Genomic DNA, 22,209 nt, shown 5'->3' with positions numbered 1-22,209 from the left:
ACTCAAAAAGAATATACCACTATTGTTATTAGTCTGTATTTTAGTGATTGCCTATGCAACGGGGAAATTATCTATTCGGCATAGTTGTCTTGCAATTCTAGGATTTGGATTGGCTCAGCAAAAAGATATGAAGAATATTATAATCATTTTTATTACATTATTATCCACAATATTTATTTAAAAAGGAGAGATACTATGAACAAATATACGTTTTTTGTTCCCGCATTTTATAAACAATAATCCGTCCAAAGAGCATGATGCTCTTTGGGCGGATTTCTCGATATTATTTTTGTTCCAAAGCAGCTTTTACAAAACCGTTAAAAATACGTTGTGGTCTTGTTGGGCGTGATACAAATTCTGGGTGGAATTGTGCAGCGATAAAGAATGGGTGATTTGCCAATTCGATAATTTCAACTAAACGTCCGTCTGGAGATACACCTGAGAATATCAATCCTTTTTCGCTTAATTGTTCACGATACGCATTGTTAAATTCATAACGATGACGATGACGTTCGTGTACTAATTCTTCGCCGTATAATGAGCGAGCTAATGTACCTTCTTGTAATACACACGGATACAAACCTAAGCGCAATGTACCTCCCATTGTGTCTTGGTCTACTTGATCAGACATTAAGTCAATAATATTATGTGTTACATTTGGGTTTTCTTCAGCTGTATCAGCTCCCTCTAGACCAACGACATTTCTAGCAAACTCAATACATGCTAATTGCATACCTAAGCAAATACCAAAGAACGGGATATTATTTTCACGTGCATATTTAATAGTGGCGATTTTACCCTCGATACCACGTTTTCCAAAACCACCTGGTACTAAAATACCTTTGGCATCTTTTAATCTTTGGGAAACATTTTCATCTGTTATGTCTTCTGCTGGTACCCAGTCAATTTCTACATCTGCATTGTGTGCATAGCCAGCATGTTTTAAGGCTTCTGCAACAGATAAATAGGCATCTGGTAAAGATACATATTTCCCAACAATTGCGATTTTTACTTTCTCTTTTAAGTTTAGAACTGTTTGTTCTAATTGTTTCCATTCGGACATTTCTGCTTTAGGAGCACTTTTTAGACCGAATAGGTCGCATACGAGTTGATCCATGCCTTGTTCTTGTAGTAATAACGGGATAGTATACAATGTATCCACGTCACGAGATTCAATAACGGCACGTTCGTCAACATCACAAAATGATGCTAATTTTTCACGAATACCATTTGGTAATGGTTTTTCTGTACGTACAACTAAAATATTTGGTTGAATACCTAAACTGCGTAATTCTTTAACACTGTGTTGTGTTGGTTTTGTTTTCATTTCGCCAGCAGCTTTTAAGTATGGAATAAGTGTTGTGTGCACGTAAACAACATTTTGTGACCCAACATCAGATTTCATTTGTCGTAGTGCTTCTAAGAATGGTAAAGACTCGATATCCCCCACTGTTCCACCAACTTCTGTAATGACGATATCTGAATCTGTTGTTTCACCGGCGCGCATGATTTTTTCTTTAATTTCATTTGTAATATGTGGAATGACTTGAACTGTTGCTCCTAAATAGTCACCACGGCGTTCTTTACGTAACACTTCTGAGTAAACTTTACCTGTGGTCACATTTGAATATTGATTTAAGTTAATATCAATAAAACGTTCATAGTGACCTAAGTCTAAGTCCGTTTCTGTACCGTCATCTGTTACAAACACTTCTCCGTGTTGTAGCGGACTCATCGTACCTGGGTCAACGTTAATATATGGGTCAAATTTTTGAATGGTGACTTTAAATCCTCTATTTTTTAATAATCTTCCTAATGATGCTGCAACAATACCCTTTCCAATAGATGACACTACGCCACCTGTTACAAAAATGTATTTTGTCATATTTGACTTCCTCCTTATCTCTTTATGGGTTGTTAACATAATAAAGCCCCCACTCCAAAAGGAATGGGGGAAATCAACTGTCCCTACAAAAAGGGAGCCCAAATAGAATAATACGCTGATAGAAGAAAAAGGTCAAGTAAAAAATACTTAAACTGATTTTCCACCAGTAAAATATTGATCTAAACGTCCAAAATATTGTTCGACTAATGTATCTTTAGAAGCTTTTAATTGGTCGGCTAGTTTAAATAATGTATCAACCACTGTTTTATTAGTTGTTCGACATATCAAAACATATCCTGTCGATAATTCTGTAGATGGTACAGTTACTGCCATAGCATGACACATATTGGCGACACGTATAAAGCCTTTATTTGCTTTTTGTTGAATCGTTTGCGTTCCTTGGTCAAAATGTCCAAAAATACTTTCGCCAAAACCGTGATAATCAACAGGTCCTTCTTTAGAAATAATGATGTCATATGACTGTAATAAACATTCTAAGCGTTCAATCAGCGCTTGGCGAGATAGTGTATACTTGTCAGCTATATCTATTTTGGGATAAGGTAAATCTATAGCACTATCTATTGCGATGTTCACGTGTGAATGTGATTCAGCCGTGAGTGGAATTTGATGATAGATAATGCGTTGAATATGTGATAACTCTTTGGACAAAATGCCTAAAGAGGCGGTGAACGGTATACCGTCTGTTGAGCGTTTGACCGTTCCCTCATTCACATCATCTTTTCCCAATAATCCATGTATACAACTACATACATTCAAAGCCAGTGCTGGCGCTAAAACGGAGCCTCCTCCGTCTGTTCCAATACCTATATCATTGATATTAAGAAAAACATTCATTGCCGTTCCACTTGATGAACCGGTCATTGCTTGTCCTGTTAATGGATTTTTCAAATCAATGTCGATACCCCTACCACCAAGACTTGCTTTATCCACAGTATGTAAAATGTATCCTAACGATTCTAACGATTGAATAAAAGAATTTTTAATATCTGGAACATTTTTGATACCCATATAATATCCAGAATGCTCTGTTATGTTTATAAGAGCATTAGGAAAAACACGGCAAACAGATTTATGTACATTAGACAAAGCTAGAAATGTTTTAAAAGCATAGTGCTTTATTCTGTTCATGCTTTTTCCTCAAAAATATTTGCTAAGAAAGATTGTCCATGTTGTGGCATGTTTACATCAAAGTAATCGGCCACTGTCGCTGCCACGTCAGCTAATGTTTGTCTATGTCCAATATATTTCCCTTCAATAGTTGGTGAATATACAAGCAAAGGCACTTTTTCTCGTGTATGATTGCTATGTCCAATCGTTGGGTCATTTCCATGGTCTGCCATGACAATAAGTACATCGCCTTTGACAAGCAATGGTAACAATTCTTCGATACGTTTATCACTTAACTCAAGTCGATCGGCATAGCGTTGTACATCTTGTGCATGCCCTGCTAAATCTGTTTCTTGAATGTTCAAGGCAATAAAACCATGCGAGATTTCTTTTACTTCTTTTATGAGTGAATCAAATAATGTATTTGAATCCACTCCAGGAAATAAACGTGTGCTTTCTGTTTGAACAATATCTGCTACTTTTCCTAAAAAAGAAACAGTTATATTTTTTTTATCGAGAATTGTTGCGATTTGTGTGTTTTTATCAATGCCGTATCCTAGATGCACCACTTGATAACCACACTCATAAACATGGGATTTTGGAGCATCTACACCTGCAATATGTGTGCCTCTTACTTCAAAAGCATGTAATAAATCATCAATCGTTATTTTTTGACCACCAAAAGCAATCACACGTGATACGTGTACCACTTCTCTTACTCTTTGTCCTAATTGTTTCAAGTCCTCAAAAGAGATGCTATCTAAACAAGCGGATACATTATAGACTTGACCCGCGTCTGTTTCTAAATTATCGCCAACAGTTGCGACATTATTGACAATTAAAATTTGTGCACCTTTTTCTCCAAGACGTCTGACATTATATCCGTGTTGTAATAAATGACATTCGACATCATCTATTTTTTCATTAAAAGGCTCGATTAAAGGAACTTTAGGTGTTGTCCCCATAATCTCTTGATGCCCTAAAAATGAATCTGCTCCATAATGAGCTAAATCACTCGTCCCATAATTTGCTGTTTTAGAAAAAGAATGAGATGGTAGTTCTTCACCAATGGCGTTCATCAATCCTAATTTTTCTAATGTTGGTAACTGAATAGTTGGAGATGCTTGTATAATATGTTTTGCTGTATTACTTCCGACATCAATCGGTCTGACTTGAGAAACATCGTCCATGGCACCAACGCCAAAGCTATCCAGTACGATCACAATAAATCGTCCCACTTTTTTCACCTTCTTATTTGATTACCCAAACTATCAAATATCCCTTCTAGTTTAGGATTATCTGTTTGTATTCCTGATACAACAGCAACGTCACTTCTTGTGACAAAAATTTGTGTTCTAAAGGCCGCTAAAACCGTGCTGCCTACTGCATGTTCTTTTTCTGTTTTTAAATAATAATCAATACTTTCACAATCAAATGGCATCAATGTATCTCTTACAACTCTGAAAGGTTCATAGACAATAACATGTTCAAAATGTCCTCGACGATAGTACCCTCCACCATAGAAATAGGCATGATTGTCTAAACAATGTGAAATCTCACTCACATAGACCATAGCCGGTCTTTCAATCAAAGATGTCACTTGATGTAATGGTGTTGTTCCTGTTAAGGCATGCCCTGGTTCACCTTGTGTCCCATTCAGTGCTTTAATTTTAGGAATTGTATATGTCGATGTAGCAGATGGCATATTGATTGCAAGATTTGTGATACCTTTTTCTTCTAAAAACCCTTTAGCTTTTTGCAATGTTTGTATATTTTTAGTTGGTACAATATCATCAACTTGATTAAATAAAAAGCAAGGAAATGATGTCAATCCTCCTAATTCTACATAAGACTGTTGACTTAAATACGTCACGACTTCTTCTAGTTGTGATAGATGAAAACCACCATACTGTCCTTCATAAATTGTATCTGTTGGCTCAATGATTTTTAATAATACACGCTGCTTTTTTTGTAAACGTTTTGCCACATCTACAATTTGTTGTAATTTTTCCATTGAAAAAACAGTGATATAGTCTGTCCCATAAGCAATGATTTTCTCAAGTAGAGTATTAGGAATTTGAACCAAATGTCCTACATTCCCTAAAGGTAATTGATGTTTCATCAACAACAAAGCTTCTTTATAATCGACAACAACGGCTTTTGAAATAGCTGTTTCACTAATTTTTTTGGCAATAAGTGGATTACGTCCAAATTGTTTTGGCATATAAAACAATTCCACTTGTTCCTGTTTTGCCACATCTGCCATTGCTTTTGCATTTTGTAAAATTGTATCCAAATCTAATACATACGTGTCTGGCAAAATATCACCGGATTGGTGTAAGTTTTTAGCAACTTCGAGTAGTTTAGGATTTCTTGTTAATGTGATATCTAAAAACACATCAATTCCCTCCTAACATATTGACAAGATGCAAATAAATATAGGTCATTTCTGGCTCAGAAAAATGTTTGTCTGATAATAACTCTGTATAAATTTGTTGACTTAGAGCATATTTTTCATGTTCTTGAACTTCTTTAAAAAATGCGTCATCCATAGCTTGAACAGATGTATCATTTTGTTTCCGACGAGCATCTGCCATTGCTAAATGAATTAAAAATACTTCCATTTCTGTGTCACCCAAACACTCGTCATACATTTTTAATGCTTCACGGATTCTGATTACCCATTCTTTTGTTTCACTATCAATAATTGTACCTTGTTCTAATATGTTTAATTTTTCTATTATCATAATCTGTCTCCTAATATTGAGGGATAATCGTCCCTGTATAAACAGCACGTTGAATTGTCAAGACATTCTCTGTTTGAAAACTTTGTTTAAAGAATGCTTGCAAGGATTTATTTTGTGTGTGCACCACAATGACCGATGTACTCATTTGTTCATCTAATATATCGCTAGAAAGTTTGATATAATGGATGTCTTGGTAGTTTTTATCAACAATTTCATCATAATTCCATACACCCACATCAACAATTCCTTGACGTACAGCAGATACTATTTGATGCCCCGGGACTTCTACCAACTCAACATTTTTTTCGTAAATGAGTTTTTCTGTTAATAATTGTTGGTCAATTGAATTATAATCGATTGCCACTTTCATACCATTGATAATTTTAGATGCCTTTTTATCTGCAAAAATCAAGATATGTTCACTTAAATACGTATGTTTACCAAAATCAACAACAATGTCAATAGGTGTATTTTCCTCTATAGCTTTTAACGCTGCGAATTTTGATAAAACAGCAAAATGATAATTTTCTCTAGCAACAGCCTTTAATCTTTCTTTTGATCCTCGAATATAAGCTAAATTTAATTTCACACGATTTTCTCTAAATTCATCATAAATCCCCGTTGCTAACCCCTCATATAATTTAGAGTATGGTAGAGTCATCGTACCCATAATCGTATCCGACAAAGCAAAAGTTTGTAAAATACTATAATCAACGCTTTCAATATAAGAACCTAAATGTCCTTTAGATTTACTTTGAAATGCTCCTGCTTCTTTCAAATACGCCATAGCATTTTGGACAGTCCCTCTTGATACCTGGAATAATTCTTGATATTCAGATACACTAGGTAAACGATCTCCTTTTTTTAATTGTAGTAAGTTTGACGCCAAACGATAAATAACGTCGCCTTTTTTCTTCAAAAATAACTCTACCATACAGGTCCACCTTTTTATTGATTCATTGCTTGAGATAATATGCGAATAATTGTATCTACTCCCGCTCGATTTGGATTGATACGTAACATTGTACTTTCAGCTTGTGGATTTTCTTGTCTAAATGTGCTAGATACACGATAAATCAATGGACAAAATTCATATTTTGATTCTGCTCCTACCGGATGTCCTAGAGCACCTAACTGACAAGCTGTTTCAATCACGTCTTTGGCAATCGGTTCTTCCAATGTCACAATAACAACTCTTGATTGTGCATTAGCAATATAAGCTCCTTTAACACCTTTTACTTCACCCTCATTTAATCGACGACACAGCTCTGTTCCCACATTCGCAGAAATCGCCAAAGAAACAGGTGCATACACCATACCTCTTAATACTTCTAACGATTCATACCCTTGTACTTGCCCTCCACCAGAATAATTTTCTGCTTTTAGTTTTTCAATATACTCACGCTTTCCTGCAATGCAGCCAATGCCTTCAGGTCCTAATAATTTAAAGGTTGAAAAACAAGAAAGTGTTGCTCCTAATTCTGCACCAATACCTTTTGTTTTTAAAGCAGCATAATTATCATCTGTAATGATGTTTATTGTTGGTGCTAATTCTTTTATCCATGTAATAAGTGTTTCTAAATCGTATGAATCATTTAACTTCTGACGAGTTACTTGAATTAAAACAGCATCAATCTGATGTTTTTTCAAGCATTCTTGAACAATTTTTTTGTCATTAAAATCCGCTTTTATTGTCTGTAATCCTAGCATATCGATAGACACTTTTGTTGTTGGATAAATGGGTGCATCATGCACGAGTACCGTTTGGCCACTATTTAATAAAGCATGTAATCCTAATCGAATAGCATTCGTTCCTGCTCCTCGTACAAGTAAAGTAGCTTCAACATTGAAAAAATCTGCTAATACAGTTTCCACTTTTTTCGTGACACTCGGTTGATTCAATCCTTTCACAACACCTAAATCACCATAACTTAAAATGTCTGTTCCAGAAAAATATTTGGTAATCGCATCGACCAATTTAAATTGTAATTGTTGTGCTTCTTCAAGCGTTAAACTCGTTAAAGGATATGTCATGATTTACTTCCTTTCATAAAGGTTTTAGGATTATCCACTAGCATTTTACGAATAAATGTTTCACTCACACCATTTTCTAGTGCCATTGGAACAAAAGTATCCAATAAATACGCATACCCCATGCCACCTTGATACGTTAAATGTGATTTTCTTGTAATATCCATTGATAAGAATACTTTATCTATATATCCTCTTTTTTCAATTTCTTTTAACATGTTTATTCTCGTCAAATCAGGTTGATAATTTTCTTTTCCAACTGTATCAAACTCGACGTAAACACCTTGATCTAACATATATAAAACATACTCCGCATTACCTGTTAAGTCAACATGTCCAATAACAATTTTTTCTAAATCTGTTTTTTGTTTTTTGAAAAAGGCAATTTGTTCATGTCCGTATGTCCCTAATGTTGTATGTGTAGTAATAGGAACTCCTGTTTCTTTATGTGCAATAACAGAGGCTTCGAACACTTTTCTTTCTCTGTCTGTCATTAGATTTTTACTCGTACCAATTTCACCAATAATTTGTGCTTTGATTGTTGTATCCGCAATGCCTTGTGTGATTTCTTTTATCATAAAATCAGCTAATTGTTTCACACTTGCATCTGTTACAAAGTCGGGTAAAAATTTGTCTTGGTAAAAACCTGTTGCTTGTATCACATTTATTTGTGTTAATTCAGCAACTTTTTGGACATATACAGGATTACGTTTCATATCTAAATTCGTCACATCGACAATATTACGAACGCCTCTTTCGTATAATCCCTTAAACTCTTGAACTGTTTCATCAAAACAGTTTAAATTTGTGTCATCAATGCCTTTTAAACGAGATAAGTCAATGGTTGTATGTTCGTGCATATACGTAATGCCGTCTATCCAAGTCATAGAAACACCTCATTACTTAGCAACGACTGGGATAAATAAACCAATCAAATATAAAATATTTACGATAATACCTAAACTAATCGTTGCCATTGGTCCTACTGCCAATTCAACAACTGGTTTTTTCGCTTTTCTGTTTAACAATAGTAACCCGATTACCCAGAAATAACCAATTCCAGGAGCAATTTGTTCACACGCCATAGCACCTCCGACTAATAAAGCTATTTCTAACACTTTATTCATCGCTGTACGAATATGTTCACCCATGTCACGAATACCTGGGAATTTATCTAATGCTTTTGCTACTAAAGATAATAATTGAACTTCAACAAACATTAACAAAGCACCTAAAACAAAGGCAACAGCTGGATTACCATGTAAAGCAATACCTGCAACAAACGCAAATGTTGTTCCCGCTGGACTGTACACACCTGTCACAATTGCTGTTGAGAAAACAAGTGGAATAAAACCAATACCACGCGCAAATGCTGCTAATGCTGCTTCATTAAATTTCGCATCTTTTAATAAGTTTAATGAAATTGGATCTCCTGCAATAATCAATAAACTTGTTGCTGCAGCAACTAATCCGCCTGTTAATGCTAACCATAACCAATTTTTCTTAATGCGATTCACACGTTCTAAAAAGACACTAACTAATGCTTGGTTTGATTCTGTACCATCGCTTTTTACCATCATGGCAAAAATAATCATAAAAATCATACCAACTAATAATGACATACCTTCTGCACTTAATTTAATAGCTGTTCCATTGTCTAATGTGATTGTTCCAAAACGTTTTACAAAAACAAGTGTTAATAATGTTGCACCTAATGCCACTGCACCTTTTTTCATACCATGTTGGCTTGCAATAGCAATCGCTGGGAAAATACTGAATGCAACAATAATTGGTGCTCCAACAACTGATAATGACGGCATGAAATTCACAGGTAACATAGCGAATAAATCAACGACTTTTTGCAATCCTAAAACAAGACCAATACCATAGATTGCTCCAACACCACCAGATAAGGCTAAACCAAGTTTTCCTTCTGGTGCCCATGAACCGATAATGTCTGTCATCAATAAAATACTATGTACTAAAATAATAGATGCCCCGATAGATACTGGAATACCAAATCCAATAACTAAACCAAAACTTAATGCAAAACTTGTTGCCGCAAGTTCTTTCTTCCCAATTTTACCTTCTAAAAATTCTGGTAAAATAGGTCTTAATCCGTCATTAAAAACGGCAATACCTTTATTTGATAAAATGGCACATAATCCACCTAATAAGGCAATTACGACTAATTCTAAAATTTTTGATGTTTCCATATTTATTCTCCCTTATTATTGTTCATTTAATGCTTTCATAATGATTGGAATAACGATTTCTTTATGTTGTGCTGTAAAGCCAAATGCTTTTTTACCACTTTTAACATTTTCTATAATCTCTTCATCACTCATAACGTGACCGGGCATAGAGATAGTGACACATTCTTGTCTACCTAATAAAGCTAAAGCCATTGCTAAGGCACCGCCACCACCTGTATTACATGCTCCAATGTAGTAATCTGCTGCTCCTGTTTTTACTGCCATTGCAGCATCTAAATCATTTTTAATTGAAATATCGTATCGATTTTCTCCATACGCTTCAACTAGTTGCTTCACTTCTTCTTTATCAATTTGCCCACCAATAACAATTTTTTTCATTTTATTTCTCCATTTTTTCTAGATAAATATTTTTTACAGTATAGTTTACAGATGCAGCAAAATCATTGATGACATTATAGGCTCCGTTTTCTTTTTGTCCATTATTCATTTTATTTGTCAATAAAATAATAACAATATTTTCTTTTGGAGAAATTGTCACGTATGTACCTGTAAATCCATTATGTCCTAAAGCGTCATCAGATAATTCTTTTAACCATGCATTATGTTTGATAAAACCATATGCTTGAACTGTACCACTTTTTTCTGTATGAACATCTTCTAAAAAGGCATTTAACACTGTTTCATCATATAAAACTGTTTGTCCACTTTTTCCTTTATCTAATAAAACTTGATATAATTTAGCTAAATCTGAAGCTGTTGAAAATAGCCCTGCATGTCCTGCGATTCCTTCATTTGCCATACCAGCATTTCCGTCATTTACTTCACCTTGTAATTCCACTTGACGCCAATTCATAAACTTATCAAATGCATCTTTATCTTCACTCATATCATATCCAAAATTAGGATAGTTCACTTCATCTATCATTCTTAATTCATAAGGATTTCCGTATGATGTTACAGCAATTTGATTTTTATCAATATTTTTTGACAACGGATTAAACATTGTATGTTTTAAACCAAGTGGCTCATAAATTGTTTTTTCAACATAAGTATCAAAAGGTTGATTTGTTATTTTTTCAATAACAAATGCCAATGTCATAAAACCTAAGTCACTATATTTATATGTGCCTGTTTCAAACATCAATGGTTGATTTTCAATATATTCTAACGCTTTTTCACGTGTATTGGCATATAAATAAATGGCTTTCCATTGTGGTAGCCCAGATGTATGACTTAATAATTGTCCTATTGTCACATTTTCTTTACCGTTTTTAGCAAAGTCTGGTAAATAAGTCGCTACTTTATCATCTAATTTTATTTTCCCTTCATAAACAAGATGCATCATAGCTTGGGTTGTTGCACTTATTTTTGTCACGGATGCTAAGTCAAATAATGTATCATTCGTCACAGCTATTGGCTTTTCTACCTTAGTAGGTGGATTATTCGCAAAATCAAATGCTTGTATCACACCGTAGGATTTATTAAACACTAATTGTCCGTCCTTCATAATGGCAATTTGAGCACCTGGAACAGCTTTTGGATTATCTTTTGCTAACTGACTACGAACATAAGTATAAGCAATTCCATCTATAGATTTTTCCAATGCTAAATTCTCATTTGGTTTAGCCATTGTAACTGTTGTTGATGTATCTGGCTTAGTCATTGTGTCCTTTGTTGGTGTTTGGGTACAAGCACTCAATCCAAAACTCAATAATGCAACGCTACAAAATAATGTGAGTGTTTTTCTCATAAGTATCTCCCTTTCATTATTGTCCTAATCATTGTGATTTGTTCCATTGTTACCAGCTAATTGATATAGGTATTTGATATTCTCTATACCCTTTCCAAATACGAGCCTCTCTTTCGTTTATTTTATTTTTTCAATATACATTTTTTTGTACATTGAAAAATCATAAAGATACAAAGATGAAAACGTTACCTATCTTCAATTACCAACATTATAATATATACTCTCTAAAATGTAAACCTTTTCTTCTCGTGAGTGTGCACTGTTGTCAATCAACAATTTCACGAATAAATCCTTTATATTGAGAGAGTAATTCTTCTGCTTTTTGACTTGATACACTAAATAAAATCATGACAACTGCTACTTTTGTTCGCTTATTAGCCAATAAAAATGTTTTTTCCGCCATTATTTTTGTACAACCTGTTGCTTCTTGAATAATTGAAATAGCTCTTTTGTACAATTTTTCATTACTTGCCACAACGTCTATCATCAGATTTTGATACACTTTTCCTAATTTTATCATCGCTGTTGTTGAAATCATATTTAAAATCATTTTCTGTGCAGTTCCTGCTTTCATTCTTGTTGAACCAGTCAACACTTCTGAGCCAACAAAAACTTCAACTGGATAATCTGCTAGAGCAGACATTTTTGAATGTTTATTACATACAATCGCACCTGTTTTAGCACCTATTGAATGCGCATATTCTAATGCACTCACAACATAGGGTGTATTACCACTAGCTGCTACGCCAATCAATATATCTTTTTCACAAAAAGAAATAGCTTTTAAATCAAGAACGGCTTGTTCGGTATCATCTTCTGCACCTTCTACTGCTTGTGTTATTGCACTTGATCCTCCAGCAATAATTCCTTGAATCATTTCACAAGGTGCATTAAAGGTCGGAACACATTCACTTGCATCTAATATACTTAATCTACCACTTGTTCCTGCACCAATATAAATAAGTCTTCCTTGATTGCTTAATATAGTAACGACCATTTCAATCAACTGATTGATACTTGGTAACGCCTCTTTCACACATCGAGCAACTTTATCATCTTCTTGATTGATAAGTGTGGTAATTTCGGAAATAGACATTGTATCCAATGCCATACTTTCTTGTAATCTTGTTTCTGTTATATGTTCTTGCATATTATCACCTCTTATATTAAATATTATAATGCTTTCAGAATGTTTTATCTATAATAAAAGCAATTCTTCGTTACATCCCACTAAACAAATAATAGATAAGGCAATCTATCTATAACGAACTACAAAAATAGAACTGTCCTAAATGCCAATATCTTTTTAAATGACTATTCGACAAATTATCACTCTATACTATTTGGTGTTGATGGCTCTATAACAAATCGTGTTGGTGGATTATTTCCACCAACACGATTTATTATAAAGTCACCTAAAAACGACTTGAAATCAACAAGTTCAACGAGTTGATTTCAAGTCGTTTTCTATTTAGGAATATTTATTTACATTTATACGAACGGTTAGTTTCCCATATTTTCATTTTGATGGTAGCTCTATCTTTTCTTTACTTTTGTCCATAATAAGCATTTTTACCGTGTTTACGCAAATAGTGTTTATCCATTAGCACTTGTGGTGCTTGTTCAACATTAGGGCAAAGTAATTCTGTGTTTTTTGCCATGTCGGCCACTTCTTCTAAAACAACGCTGTGATAAACAGCCTCTTCTGGTGTTTTACCCCATGTAAAAGGACCATGATTTCTAACAATTACTCCGGGAACCGCCATTGGATTTATGTGTCTATGATGAAATGTTTCAATAATGACATCTCCTGTTGACTTTTCATAATCCCCATTGATTTCTTCTGCTGTGAGTGATCTTGCACAAGGAATTGAACCGTAAAAGTAATCAGCATGTGTTGTTCCGTAGAAAGGAATATCTCGTCCTGCTTGAGCCCACGCAACTGCTTGGCTAGAATGTGTATGTACGATACCGCCCACTTCATGAAATGCTTTATATATCTCAAGATGTGTTTTTAAATCGGATGATGGACGTAATGTACCCTCAACAATATTACCATTTAAATCGGTAATCACCATATTTTCAGGAGATAGTTTTTCATAGTCAACACCACTTGGTTTAATAACGACTAAACCCGTTTCTCTATCAATGGCACTCACATTTCCCCATGTAAATTTCACTAATTTATGCTTAGGCAAATCACAATTAGCTTGATAGACACGTTCTCTTAGATTTTCTAGCATTATCGTAACCCCGCTTTCTCTAATAATGGATATAAAAAGGCTTGAGCTTCTTGAATGGCAGCTTTTGTTTCTTCGACTGTCTTACAATTTTCAGACCACATTTCAATTAAAAACGCACCTTGATAATTAGTTTCTTTCAACACACGGAAGCATTCTTCCCAATCAACACATCCTTTGCCAAATGGTACATCTCGAAATTGTCCTTTTTGTGTTTCTGTAACGGCGTATGTATCTTTTAAATGCATTGCGGCAATTGATTTATGCCCTAAATAAAATTCACTATACAAATCATTATGCCATGCAGAAACATTGCCTGTATCAGGATACACAAATAGATAAGGAGAGTTGATTTCTTTTTCAATCGCTAAATATTTTTCAATACTATTGATGAACATATCATCCATAATTTCGATAGCTAAAATCACTTGACATTGCTCTGCCCAATCACACGCTTTTCTTAAATTTTTCATAAACCGACGTCGTGTTTCAGGAGATTTTTCTTCATAATACACATCATATCCGGCTAATTGAATGACACGAACACCTAAATCTTGTGCCAACTCAATACATTTTTGCATTAACACTAATGATTTTTCTTCTATTGAAGCATCACTAGAACCCAATGGATAACGACGATGTCCACTAAAACAAATACTTGGAATGCGTACTCCTGTTTCATAAATGGCTTTAACAATATCTAACCGTTCCTCTTTTGTCCAATCTAAACGTGATAAACGTGCATCTGTTTCATCAATAGACATTTCGACAAAATCAAAACCTAATTCTTTGGCAAATAATAATCTTTCTGGCCAGGTCATCTGCTTAGGTGTTGCTTTTTCATAAAGACCGATTGGACGTTTCATACTACTCACCCCAAATACGTCTAATTTCATCTTTAAATGCTCGTGCTGCTTGAGCAGGATTTTCAGCTTCTGTAATCCCTCGACCTGCAATAAATGTATACACATCAACACCTTTGAATAAAGCTAATGTATCAATGTTTAGTCCACCTGTAACAGATACTCTAAATCCCATATCAATCAATTTTTTCACTTTAGATAAATCTTTTTCTCCCCATGTTTCTCCGGCTAAAAGAGCATCTCTACTTTGATGATAAATAGCTTGACTAATTCCTGCGTCTAACCACATTTGTGCTTGCTCATAAGTCCAATCACCATATAGCTCAACTTGAATTTCTCCTCTATCACCACGTTCTTTTTTGATTGCTTTGTCTGCTGCTTGCATCGTTGGAATGGTTGCTGAACAAATACATGTCATCCAATCTGCTCCACGAACTGCATTATTTTTTGCAACAGTTCCTCCTGCATCTGCACATTTTGTATCGGCTACAATAATTTTATCTGGAAATAAGTTTCGTAAAACTTGAACCAATTCACTACCGACTTGTAATAAGCACACTGTTCCTGCTTCAATAATATCTACCTCTTGTCCAACTGATACGGCAGCAGTAATTGCTCCTGTTAAATCAGAATGATCTAAGGCAACTTGTAAATTTGGTATATGTTTTGTCATCGTGTACGCTCCTATTCTTCTAAGTTTAACCCCTCTAAATACGGACTATCTTTTGACTCATCAATCAAATCATAGACATCTTGAGCAGATTGACACGCCAATAAACGTGCAATCGAATTTTCTAGCTCTAATAATGCAATAATCTGTGGAATGGCAACACTTGTATGTATTTTTGAACTGGTTGCTGCTAAAGCAATTAAAACACTCACTTCTTTTCCGTCAGAGAAAGTCACGGGTTCTTTTAAAGTTATCAATGAAAAAGCATCCTTATTCACACCTGCTTCTGGTCTTGCATGAGGCATTGCCATACCGGGCATTAAAATATAATATGGTCCATATTCATTTGTTGATTCAATAATGGCATCATAATATTGTTCTTCAACAGCTTGACTAGCAATGAGCGGTAAAACAGCTAATTTGACTGCTTCCTCCCATGTTGTTGCACTTAAACCTAAACAAACTGACTGATTATCAAGTAATGCTTGTTTTAAATTCATTGTTGTCCTCCTTATCATTCAACATAAAAGGATTGAACAGGTTCAAATCCCTTTTATGTTGATTGTTCAATCCTTTATATTTTATACATGTAATACTTCTGATAATTTTTCAGAAATTTCTTTATCGTCCATTAAATTATCCAAACCAACAAGATGACCTTGTGTACGTCCTTGTAATTCAGAAATCAAATGTTTTGATGCAATGACAACATCATATTGACTTGCCATTCCTTTTGCTTCAGCAATAGAACAAGAGTCTGTTTTAAAATCAGACACACCCATTTTACGAAGTGCCATTTCTACTTTCATTTTGACAACCATTGAACTGCCCATTCCGTTACCACAGGCTGCTAATACTTTTAACATATATAATTCCTCCACTATTGAACTTGTGATTCATAATATTTTTGTTTGTCTTTTGCTTTCAAGTACTGTAATTGTGGGATTGCTAAAAATCCTAATACGATTAAGACAATACCGATAATACCAGATACACTAAATAATCCACTTGCACCGACCCATGCTGTTGTGAAGTCGATATTTCCATGATATCCACCTTTTAAATGTAATAGCATAACCGCTAATGCACCACCGACAACTTGTAGTATCCCTGAAAGAAACGGGAATAAAATAGCTGCTTTAGCACCACCACGTTTATTGGCAAACACGGCAATCGTTGCATTATCAAAGAATACAGGTACAAAACCAGTAATAATTAAGACTGGACTTTGGAATAAAATCATCAAACCAATTGTGATAAATTGTCCAATAGCACCGGATACGAATCCGAATAACACGGCATTAGGTGAACCAAATCCATATGTTGCTGCACAGTCCACAGCAGGTACTGAACCAGATAATAATTTATTTGAAATACCTTGGAATGATTGTGTCAATTCAGAAACAAACATACGTACCCCTGTCATTAAAATCACTAAATAAACAGAGAATGTTAATGCTGTTGAAATAATGTACATAAAGAATTCTTGTTTTTTAGGATCAAACACCGCATTCCCAACAATATCTTTATTTGTTAAAATATCTGGACCTAAAATCGTTAAAATAGAACCGAAGAATAATAACATCAATGTTGCAGATGCAACAACGTTGTCATGGAAAATAGATAAGAAATTAGGTAATTTCAAATCATCTAATCCTTTTTTAGGATCCCCTACTTTTGCCGCCAATTTATCTGTTACCCAAACAGCTAATTGTTGTTGGTGCCCAACGGCAAATCCTGCACCACCTGTTAAATGTTGTGTTGCTTCAACTGTTAAGTTAGATGTTACAGACCAATACAAACCACATAATAATCCGATAACTAATACACCCATTTGATTACGTAATTCAGGTACTAAGAATAAAATAATCCATGAGATTGTTGTTGCTTGTTGCAACATAATATGACCTGTAATAAACAGTGTACGTACTTTTGTAATTTTTCTAAATAGTACTAAAACAATATTCACTAAAAAACCAATCAATAGCGCTGTTGTCGCAACACTAACAAAATCAGGTAATGTTTCTTTTAAAGAACTATTGACAGAAGCCAATCCAAAATACGGATCAATAACGGCCGCATTTAATTGGAATTTTTGATTGAGTGCTGCCAAAATCGGTCTAAACGTCACAACCAATCCTGCGGCACCAACATTTAATAACATATATCCTACTGTTGCTTTTACAAATCCTGCAAAAACTTCATGTAATGGTTTCCTTAATAATAAATAACCAATAATAACGAGTAACCCTACAAAAAACTCAGGTTTTTGTAATATGTTTTTAGAGAAGAACTCTATCAATCCTTTAACGATATCCACTGTATTTCCCTCTTTCTTTTTATTTATTTTTATAACATTGATTTAAATTGAATATTTGGCTCTTGTTCAAAGCAATCATCAAATCCTCTTGGGTGATGATATTCGATTAAATCTTTATCTCGTGGATAAACATATTTTCCACCAACCTCCCAAATGAATGGATGGAAAGTATATTGTAATCTATCTTTACGCATGCGCCATAAATCAATAATTTCTTGTGTACTTGCCATAAAGTTTGTCCAAATATCATGATGTACTGGAATGATAACATTTGTACGTAAGCACTCAGCCATACGTAATAAATCAATAGATGTCATCTTATCCGCAATTCCTACTGGATTTTCACCATAATTATTTAATGCCACGTCAATATCGAATTGTTTACCATGTTTGGCAAATTGAATGGAATAATGTGAATCTGCACCATGATAAATCGTACCTCCTGGCGTTTCAAAAACATAGTTCACCGCTTTACGCCCCATTTCTTCATCAGACGGACAAAGACCTGCAAGCTCTCCGTTTTGTTCCTCAGCTCCTTCCACTGGTAGTGTGACTAAGCATGTACGGTCAAATGAATCCAGTGCATGAATTTTTATATCTTTCAATTCAACCGTATCACCCGGTTTCACTGTAATCAATCTATCTTCTGGCACACCCCACTCTTTCCAAAGGCGTGTACAATGCCACGGCCCTACAAACTTCACATGGTCTAATTTTGGATTATTGATAATAGCTGCTGCAACATTCACATCAATATGATCGCTATGATAATGTGATGCCAAAATAAAGTCCACTTCATTTATAGCGAATGGATCTAATACCATTGGCTGTGCTCTTAAATTCGGTTGTAATTTACGAACCCCTGCCATATTAGCCATTTGATGCCCACGTACCATATCTTTTACTTTCTTTGTATTTTTTCCACGACTACACCATAAATCCATACAGATATTTGCTCCTGCTGGTGTTTTAATCCAAATACCAACGCAGCCTAACCACCACATTGCTACTTGATTTTCAGGCACAACCTCATTTTCTATTTCTTCATTTAACCATGTCCCCCATTCAGGAAAGGTGCTTAAAATCCAACTTTCACGAGTTATTTCATGTGCTTTTCCCATTTTTATACCTCCAAAATGTTTTACTATAAGTTTAGTATATTCCCTTTTACATAATAAAAAAGTCCAAATAAAGCACACAGTAGTGTACATATTTGGACTGATTAGGAAATGATGAACAAAGAGCACTAATCAAGTGTTTCTTTATCAATCATTAACTCTTTATCTAATACATTTTGAATATCTATAACAGCATTTTCTCGTTGCTGTTGATTTGGAATATAGTTTGCTAATACTTGATGAAGTTGTGTAGCAACACACTCATTCATGTTTGATAATCTATATCCTGAACTCACTTGCAACAAGTGAATAATATCTTGTACTTGAAAAATAGGATTTACTAACACACATGGTTTATCGACGACGACATCATGAATCGTTGTTACAATAAAATCAATGGATACATCTTGAGGAATATCCTCTATTTTTGAAACAGTGGCAACATGTTCTAGTTGAGAAATATATGTTTTACACTGACGGATTAGTAAATCTTGTATTCCTACCCCTTCATCTGTCAATAATACCATTCGGTATAAATGTACTTTTTTTCTTTCCTTTTGTAAAGCCCCACCAAAATGAACAGTCAAATATGAAATATCATCATCGTTTAAATGAATGTTCATTTTTTCTTCTAATAACGGTACACATGTTTTGACAATAATAAATAAATCTTTATATTTCTTTTTAATATCATCTTTTAATGGATTTTTTGTAAAAACATTGTATTTTTTACGGTATATTAGCACTTTAAAATGTACCAATAATCGTTCGCATAATGCCTCTTTATATGTCAATTCAATACGTGCTTGTTTTTCAAAAGCTTCCACAAATAATACTAAATATTGCGATAATTGTTGATAATCTTTACTTAATAAATGCTTGTCATAGTCCTTTCTACTTGATAAAAGCATCAATGCTGCAACATAAATATCGGCAATAGAAAAATTGATATGAAATATTTTTTCCATTTCCAACATGACTTTCATAGCAAAACGATACTCTAATCTCACAAAAACTTCTTTTAGGTTTTCTTCTATATGATGATTTGACACATTTTTTAAACCCAATATCAAATAGGGATATACATCCACCATATGTCTTAAGTCTTTATCAATAAAGTTTTTACCGATTTCTTTTTCTATTTTCTTGATAGCCTGATACAACTGTATTCTAAACGCATCTGACAACAAACACTCCGACATATCATTACCGTGTAACATCTCTTTTATCATGCTAATAAATATCTCATTTTTCGATTGGAAAATTTGAATAAATAAGGCATACATAAATTCAATGGCAACATTTCCTTTTGCAATAAAATGGTACCCATCTTTTTTATTGACCGACATCGAAATGTCATGAATACTGTTTTGTAAGTATTCTCGAATAGATGTTAAATCATTTAAAATTGTATTGCGTGATGACTGAGAAATCGACATCAGTTGCTGAATGGTAATTTTTGACGGTGTTGTTGCAATATAAAACATCAATAATAACTGACGTTCTTCTGTACTTAAAATATAGCTAACATCTTTTGTTTTCAATACTGTTTGTATATATTGTTTTTGTTTAACAGTTAATAAAATGCCAATTTTTTGTTTATTGACTATTTTTGGCAAATGTTGTTCATCTAAAACGTCGTTTATTTTCTCTAAATGATAATAAACGACTCGCCTAGACAATCCTAATTGTCTCGCCAATTCTGTTACAGAAATCGGATTTTTTTGTTTCAGTAACTCATTGATCAACAAACATGTTTTGTCATCTAAATAAGATACCATGTGTACACCCTTTTCTTTTGTTCGACCTCACCATTACACTTCGTTTAAAACAAATTTTAATTTAGGCAATTTATTTTTTGCACATTCTGGACATAATCCTGTTATTTCAAAGCGATGTCCTGAAATTTCATATCCCGGTAATTGATTCATAAAATAATCCATTGGACACATTTCAATTTCTGTGATTTTTTCACAGCGATCACAAATGAAATGGTGATGATGCTTATGTGTCGAACAATGCATCAAGAACACCTTTTCTCCATTTCTTTCACTCGATTCAAGAATACCTTGCTCCACAAAGGTATATAAATTACGATAAATCGTATCATAACTCAACCCTTTGTAAGTATCTTTTAATGCTTCTTGAACATCTTTAGCAGTAATAAATCTCTCTGCTTTGGCAATTACTTCTAACATTGCTTGACGCTTTGGCGTGTTTTTATAGCCTTTTGCTTTCATCAGTGCTATGGCACGTTGTACTTCTTCCATGCGTTACCTCCTATTGCACAATTTCCTCTAATAAATGTGGATTAAATTGTCCACTTCGTAACATGGCAATTTCGTGTTTATAAGGTGGACGTGTATTTTTTTTATCCTCTCCAACTTGAACATACGGTGTTTCTAAAATTTTAGGTAAAGCGACTAATTGTGGATGATGCACCACATAATGTAACGCATCAAATCCAATTTCTCCAAACCCTATATTAGCATGTCTATCTTTTTTAGCACCTCGTACATTTTTAGAATCATTCACATGAATGACTTTTAGTTTATCTAAACCTATAACTTTATCAAACTCGTTTAAAACACCGTCAAAATCATCTTTAATATTATAGCCTGCATCATGTGTATGACATGTATCTAATGTCACCGACAATTTATGATTATGTGTCACACCTGCAATAATATCTGCTAGCTCCTCAAAACTTCTACCGATTTCAGTACCTTTACCCGCCATTGTTTCTAAAGCAATTTGTGGCACTTGATCACTATCTAAGGCTAAATTTAAACCTTCAATCAAACGCCTAATAGCTACTTGTGAACCGGCACCTACATGTGCTCCTGGATGCATCGTGATTTGCGTTGCACCTAGAGCTGTCGCACGCTTGATTTCTTCTCTTAAAAATTCAACAGCAAATTCAAAATGATCGTTTTTAATTGTATTTCCTAAGTTAATAATATATGGTGCATGTACCACAATATTTGAAATACCAAATTGTTCTAACGCTGCTTTACCTTTATCTATATTTAATTCTTCAATAGGTTTTCTACGTGTATTTTGGGGTGCACCTGTATAAATCATCATTGTTGTTGCCGCATACATGTGCGCTTCTTTTGCAGATCCCAATAACATATCTTTTCCATTCATTGATACATGAGAACCTAATAAAAGCATACTCTGCCTCCATAAATCAGTTTTAAGTAAAGTATAACATAAATTACTTCAAAAACAATCCAGA

At 34.2% G+C, this 22,209-nt stretch carries 22 protein-coding genes; all 22 read right to left on the bottom strand.

The annotated features are described in order from the left end of the window. Positions 1-283 precede the first annotated feature (283 nt). The 22 genes from GMA06_RS02130 to GMA06_RS02025 all read right to left on the bottom strand — a co-directional run bounded on the left by GMA06_RS02130 (position 284) and on the right by GMA06_RS02025 (position 22,145). Positions 284-1,885, bottom strand: coding sequence for a CTP synthase (locus GMA06_RS02130; protein ID WP_163546037.1), 1,602 nt, complete (start codon positions 1,883-1,885; stop codon positions 284-286). A 147-nt stretch (positions 1,886-2,032) separates the two neighbouring features. Beyond that, positions 2,033-3,034: an amidase family protein gene (locus GMA06_RS02125; RefSeq protein ID WP_163561532.1), complete on the bottom strand. Its 1,002-nt coding sequence runs from the start codon at positions 3,032-3,034 to the stop codon at positions 2,033-2,035. Beyond that, on the bottom strand, positions 3,031-4,251 hold the full coding sequence (locus GMA06_RS02120; RefSeq protein ID WP_163561531.1) for a phosphopentomutase: 1,221 nt from the start codon (positions 4,249-4,251) through the stop codon (positions 3,031-3,033). Before GMA06_RS02120 ends, GMA06_RS02125 begins: the two co-directional genes overlap by 4 nt. Positions 4,252-4,256: 5 nt before the next feature. Further along, on the bottom strand, positions 4,257-5,411 hold the full coding sequence (locus GMA06_RS02115; RefSeq protein ID WP_163561530.1) for an alanine racemase: 1,155 nt from the start codon (positions 5,409-5,411) through the stop codon (positions 4,257-4,259). Between the two features lies 1 nt (position 5,412). Continuing rightward, the gene (locus GMA06_RS02110; protein ID WP_163546033.1) at positions 5,413-5,760 is read right to left on the bottom strand and encodes a PRD domain-containing protein; all 348 of its coding nucleotides are present in this window, start codon (positions 5,758-5,760) and stop codon (positions 5,413-5,415) included. A 10-nt stretch (positions 5,761-5,770) separates the two neighbouring features. Next, positions 5,771-6,694 (bottom strand): GntR family transcriptional regulator YhfZ, encoded by a 924-nt coding sequence (gene yhfZ / locus GMA06_RS02105; protein ID WP_163561529.1) that lies wholly within the window; start codon positions 6,692-6,694, stop codon positions 5,771-5,773. 14 nt (positions 6,695-6,708) lie between these two features. After that, positions 6,709-7,794 (bottom strand): aminotransferase class V-fold PLP-dependent enzyme, encoded by a 1,086-nt coding sequence (locus GMA06_RS02100; RefSeq protein ID WP_205426158.1) that lies wholly within the window; start codon positions 7,792-7,794, stop codon positions 6,709-6,711. Beyond that, positions 7,791-8,678 (bottom strand): phosphotriesterase-related protein, encoded by an 888-nt coding sequence (locus GMA06_RS02095; RefSeq protein WP_163546031.1) that lies wholly within the window; start codon positions 8,676-8,678, stop codon positions 7,791-7,793. Before GMA06_RS02095 ends, GMA06_RS02100 begins: the two co-directional genes overlap by 4 nt. Positions 8,679-8,690: 12 nt before the next feature. Continuing rightward, positions 8,691-10,007 carry a YhfT family protein gene (locus GMA06_RS02090; protein WP_163561528.1) on the bottom strand — a complete coding sequence of 439 codons (1,317 nt, stop codon included), beginning with the start codon at positions 10,005-10,007 and terminating at the stop codon, positions 8,691-8,693. A 15-nt stretch (positions 10,008-10,022) separates the two neighbouring features. Next, the gene (locus tag GMA06_RS02085) at positions 10,023-10,385 is read right to left on the bottom strand and encodes a DUF2620 domain-containing protein (RefSeq protein ID WP_163546029.1); all 363 of its coding nucleotides are present in this window, start codon (positions 10,383-10,385) and stop codon (positions 10,023-10,025) included. A 1-nt stretch (position 10,386) separates the two neighbouring features. Further along, entirely contained in the window at positions 10,387-11,757 is a 1,371-nt protein-coding gene (locus tag GMA06_RS02080) for a serine hydrolase (RefSeq protein WP_205426156.1), read from the bottom strand. Between the two features lie 265 nt (positions 11,758-12,022). Next, positions 12,023-12,907, bottom strand: a complete 885-nt coding sequence (gene murQ / locus GMA06_RS02075) for an N-acetylmuramic acid 6-phosphate etherase (protein WP_163561527.1) — start codon at positions 12,905-12,907, stop codon at positions 12,023-12,025. Positions 12,908-13,304: 397 nt separating this feature from the next. Next, positions 13,305-14,000: an L-ribulose-5-phosphate 4-epimerase gene (locus tag GMA06_RS02070; protein WP_163561526.1), complete on the bottom strand. Its 696-nt coding sequence runs from the start codon at positions 13,998-14,000 to the stop codon at positions 13,305-13,307. Further along, the gene (locus GMA06_RS02065; RefSeq protein WP_163561548.1) at positions 14,000-14,863 is read right to left on the bottom strand and encodes an L-ribulose-5-phosphate 3-epimerase; all 864 of its coding nucleotides are present in this window, start codon (positions 14,861-14,863) and stop codon (positions 14,000-14,002) included. The genes GMA06_RS02070 and GMA06_RS02065 overlap by 1 nt, the downstream gene beginning before the upstream one ends. A 1-nt stretch (position 14,864) precedes the next feature. Next, on the bottom strand, positions 14,865-15,533 hold the full coding sequence (locus GMA06_RS02060; RefSeq protein WP_163546025.1) for a 3-keto-L-gulonate-6-phosphate decarboxylase UlaD: 669 nt from the start codon (positions 15,531-15,533) through the stop codon (positions 14,865-14,867). Between the two features lie 11 nt (positions 15,534-15,544). Beyond that, a complete protein-coding gene (locus tag GMA06_RS02055; RefSeq protein ID WP_163546024.1) occupies positions 15,545-16,030 on the bottom strand; it encodes a PTS sugar transporter subunit IIA in 486 nt (161 codons plus the stop codon). 81 nt (positions 16,031-16,111) lie between these two features. Next, positions 16,112-16,396, bottom strand: a complete 285-nt coding sequence (locus GMA06_RS02050) for a PTS sugar transporter subunit IIB (protein ID WP_163546023.1) — start codon at positions 16,394-16,396, stop codon at positions 16,112-16,114. Positions 16,397-16,410: 14 nt separating this feature from the next. Further along, positions 16,411-17,850, bottom strand: a complete 1,440-nt coding sequence (locus GMA06_RS02045; protein WP_163546022.1) for a PTS ascorbate transporter subunit IIC — start codon at positions 17,848-17,850, stop codon at positions 16,411-16,413. A 29-nt stretch (positions 17,851-17,879) separates the two neighbouring features. Then, on the bottom strand, positions 17,880-18,971 hold the full coding sequence (gene ulaG / locus GMA06_RS02040) for an L-ascorbate 6-phosphate lactonase (protein ID WP_163546021.1): 1,092 nt from the start codon (positions 18,969-18,971) through the stop codon (positions 17,880-17,882). 125 nt (positions 18,972-19,096) lie between these two features. After that, positions 19,097-20,749, bottom strand: a complete 1,653-nt coding sequence (locus GMA06_RS02035) for a PRD domain-containing protein (RefSeq protein ID WP_163546020.1) — start codon at positions 20,747-20,749, stop codon at positions 19,097-19,099. A 33-nt stretch (positions 20,750-20,782) separates the two neighbouring features. After that, positions 20,783-21,238, bottom strand: a complete 456-nt coding sequence (locus tag GMA06_RS02030; protein ID WP_163546019.1) for a Fur family transcriptional regulator — start codon at positions 21,236-21,238, stop codon at positions 20,783-20,785. 10 nt (positions 21,239-21,248) lie between these two features. Further along, a complete protein-coding gene (locus GMA06_RS02025) occupies positions 21,249-22,145 on the bottom strand; it encodes a deoxyribonuclease IV (RefSeq protein ID WP_163561525.1) in 897 nt (298 codons plus the stop codon). Between the last annotated feature and the right edge of the window lie 64 nt (positions 22,146-22,209).

It is taken from the genome of Granulicatella sp. zg-84 (genome assembly GCF_010892375.1).
GTDB lineage: Bacteria > Bacillota > Bacilli > Lactobacillales > Aerococcaceae > WM01.
The sequence above is the reverse complement of the archived record's forward strand: the minus strand, read 5'-3'. Positions and strand labels throughout refer to the sequence as shown.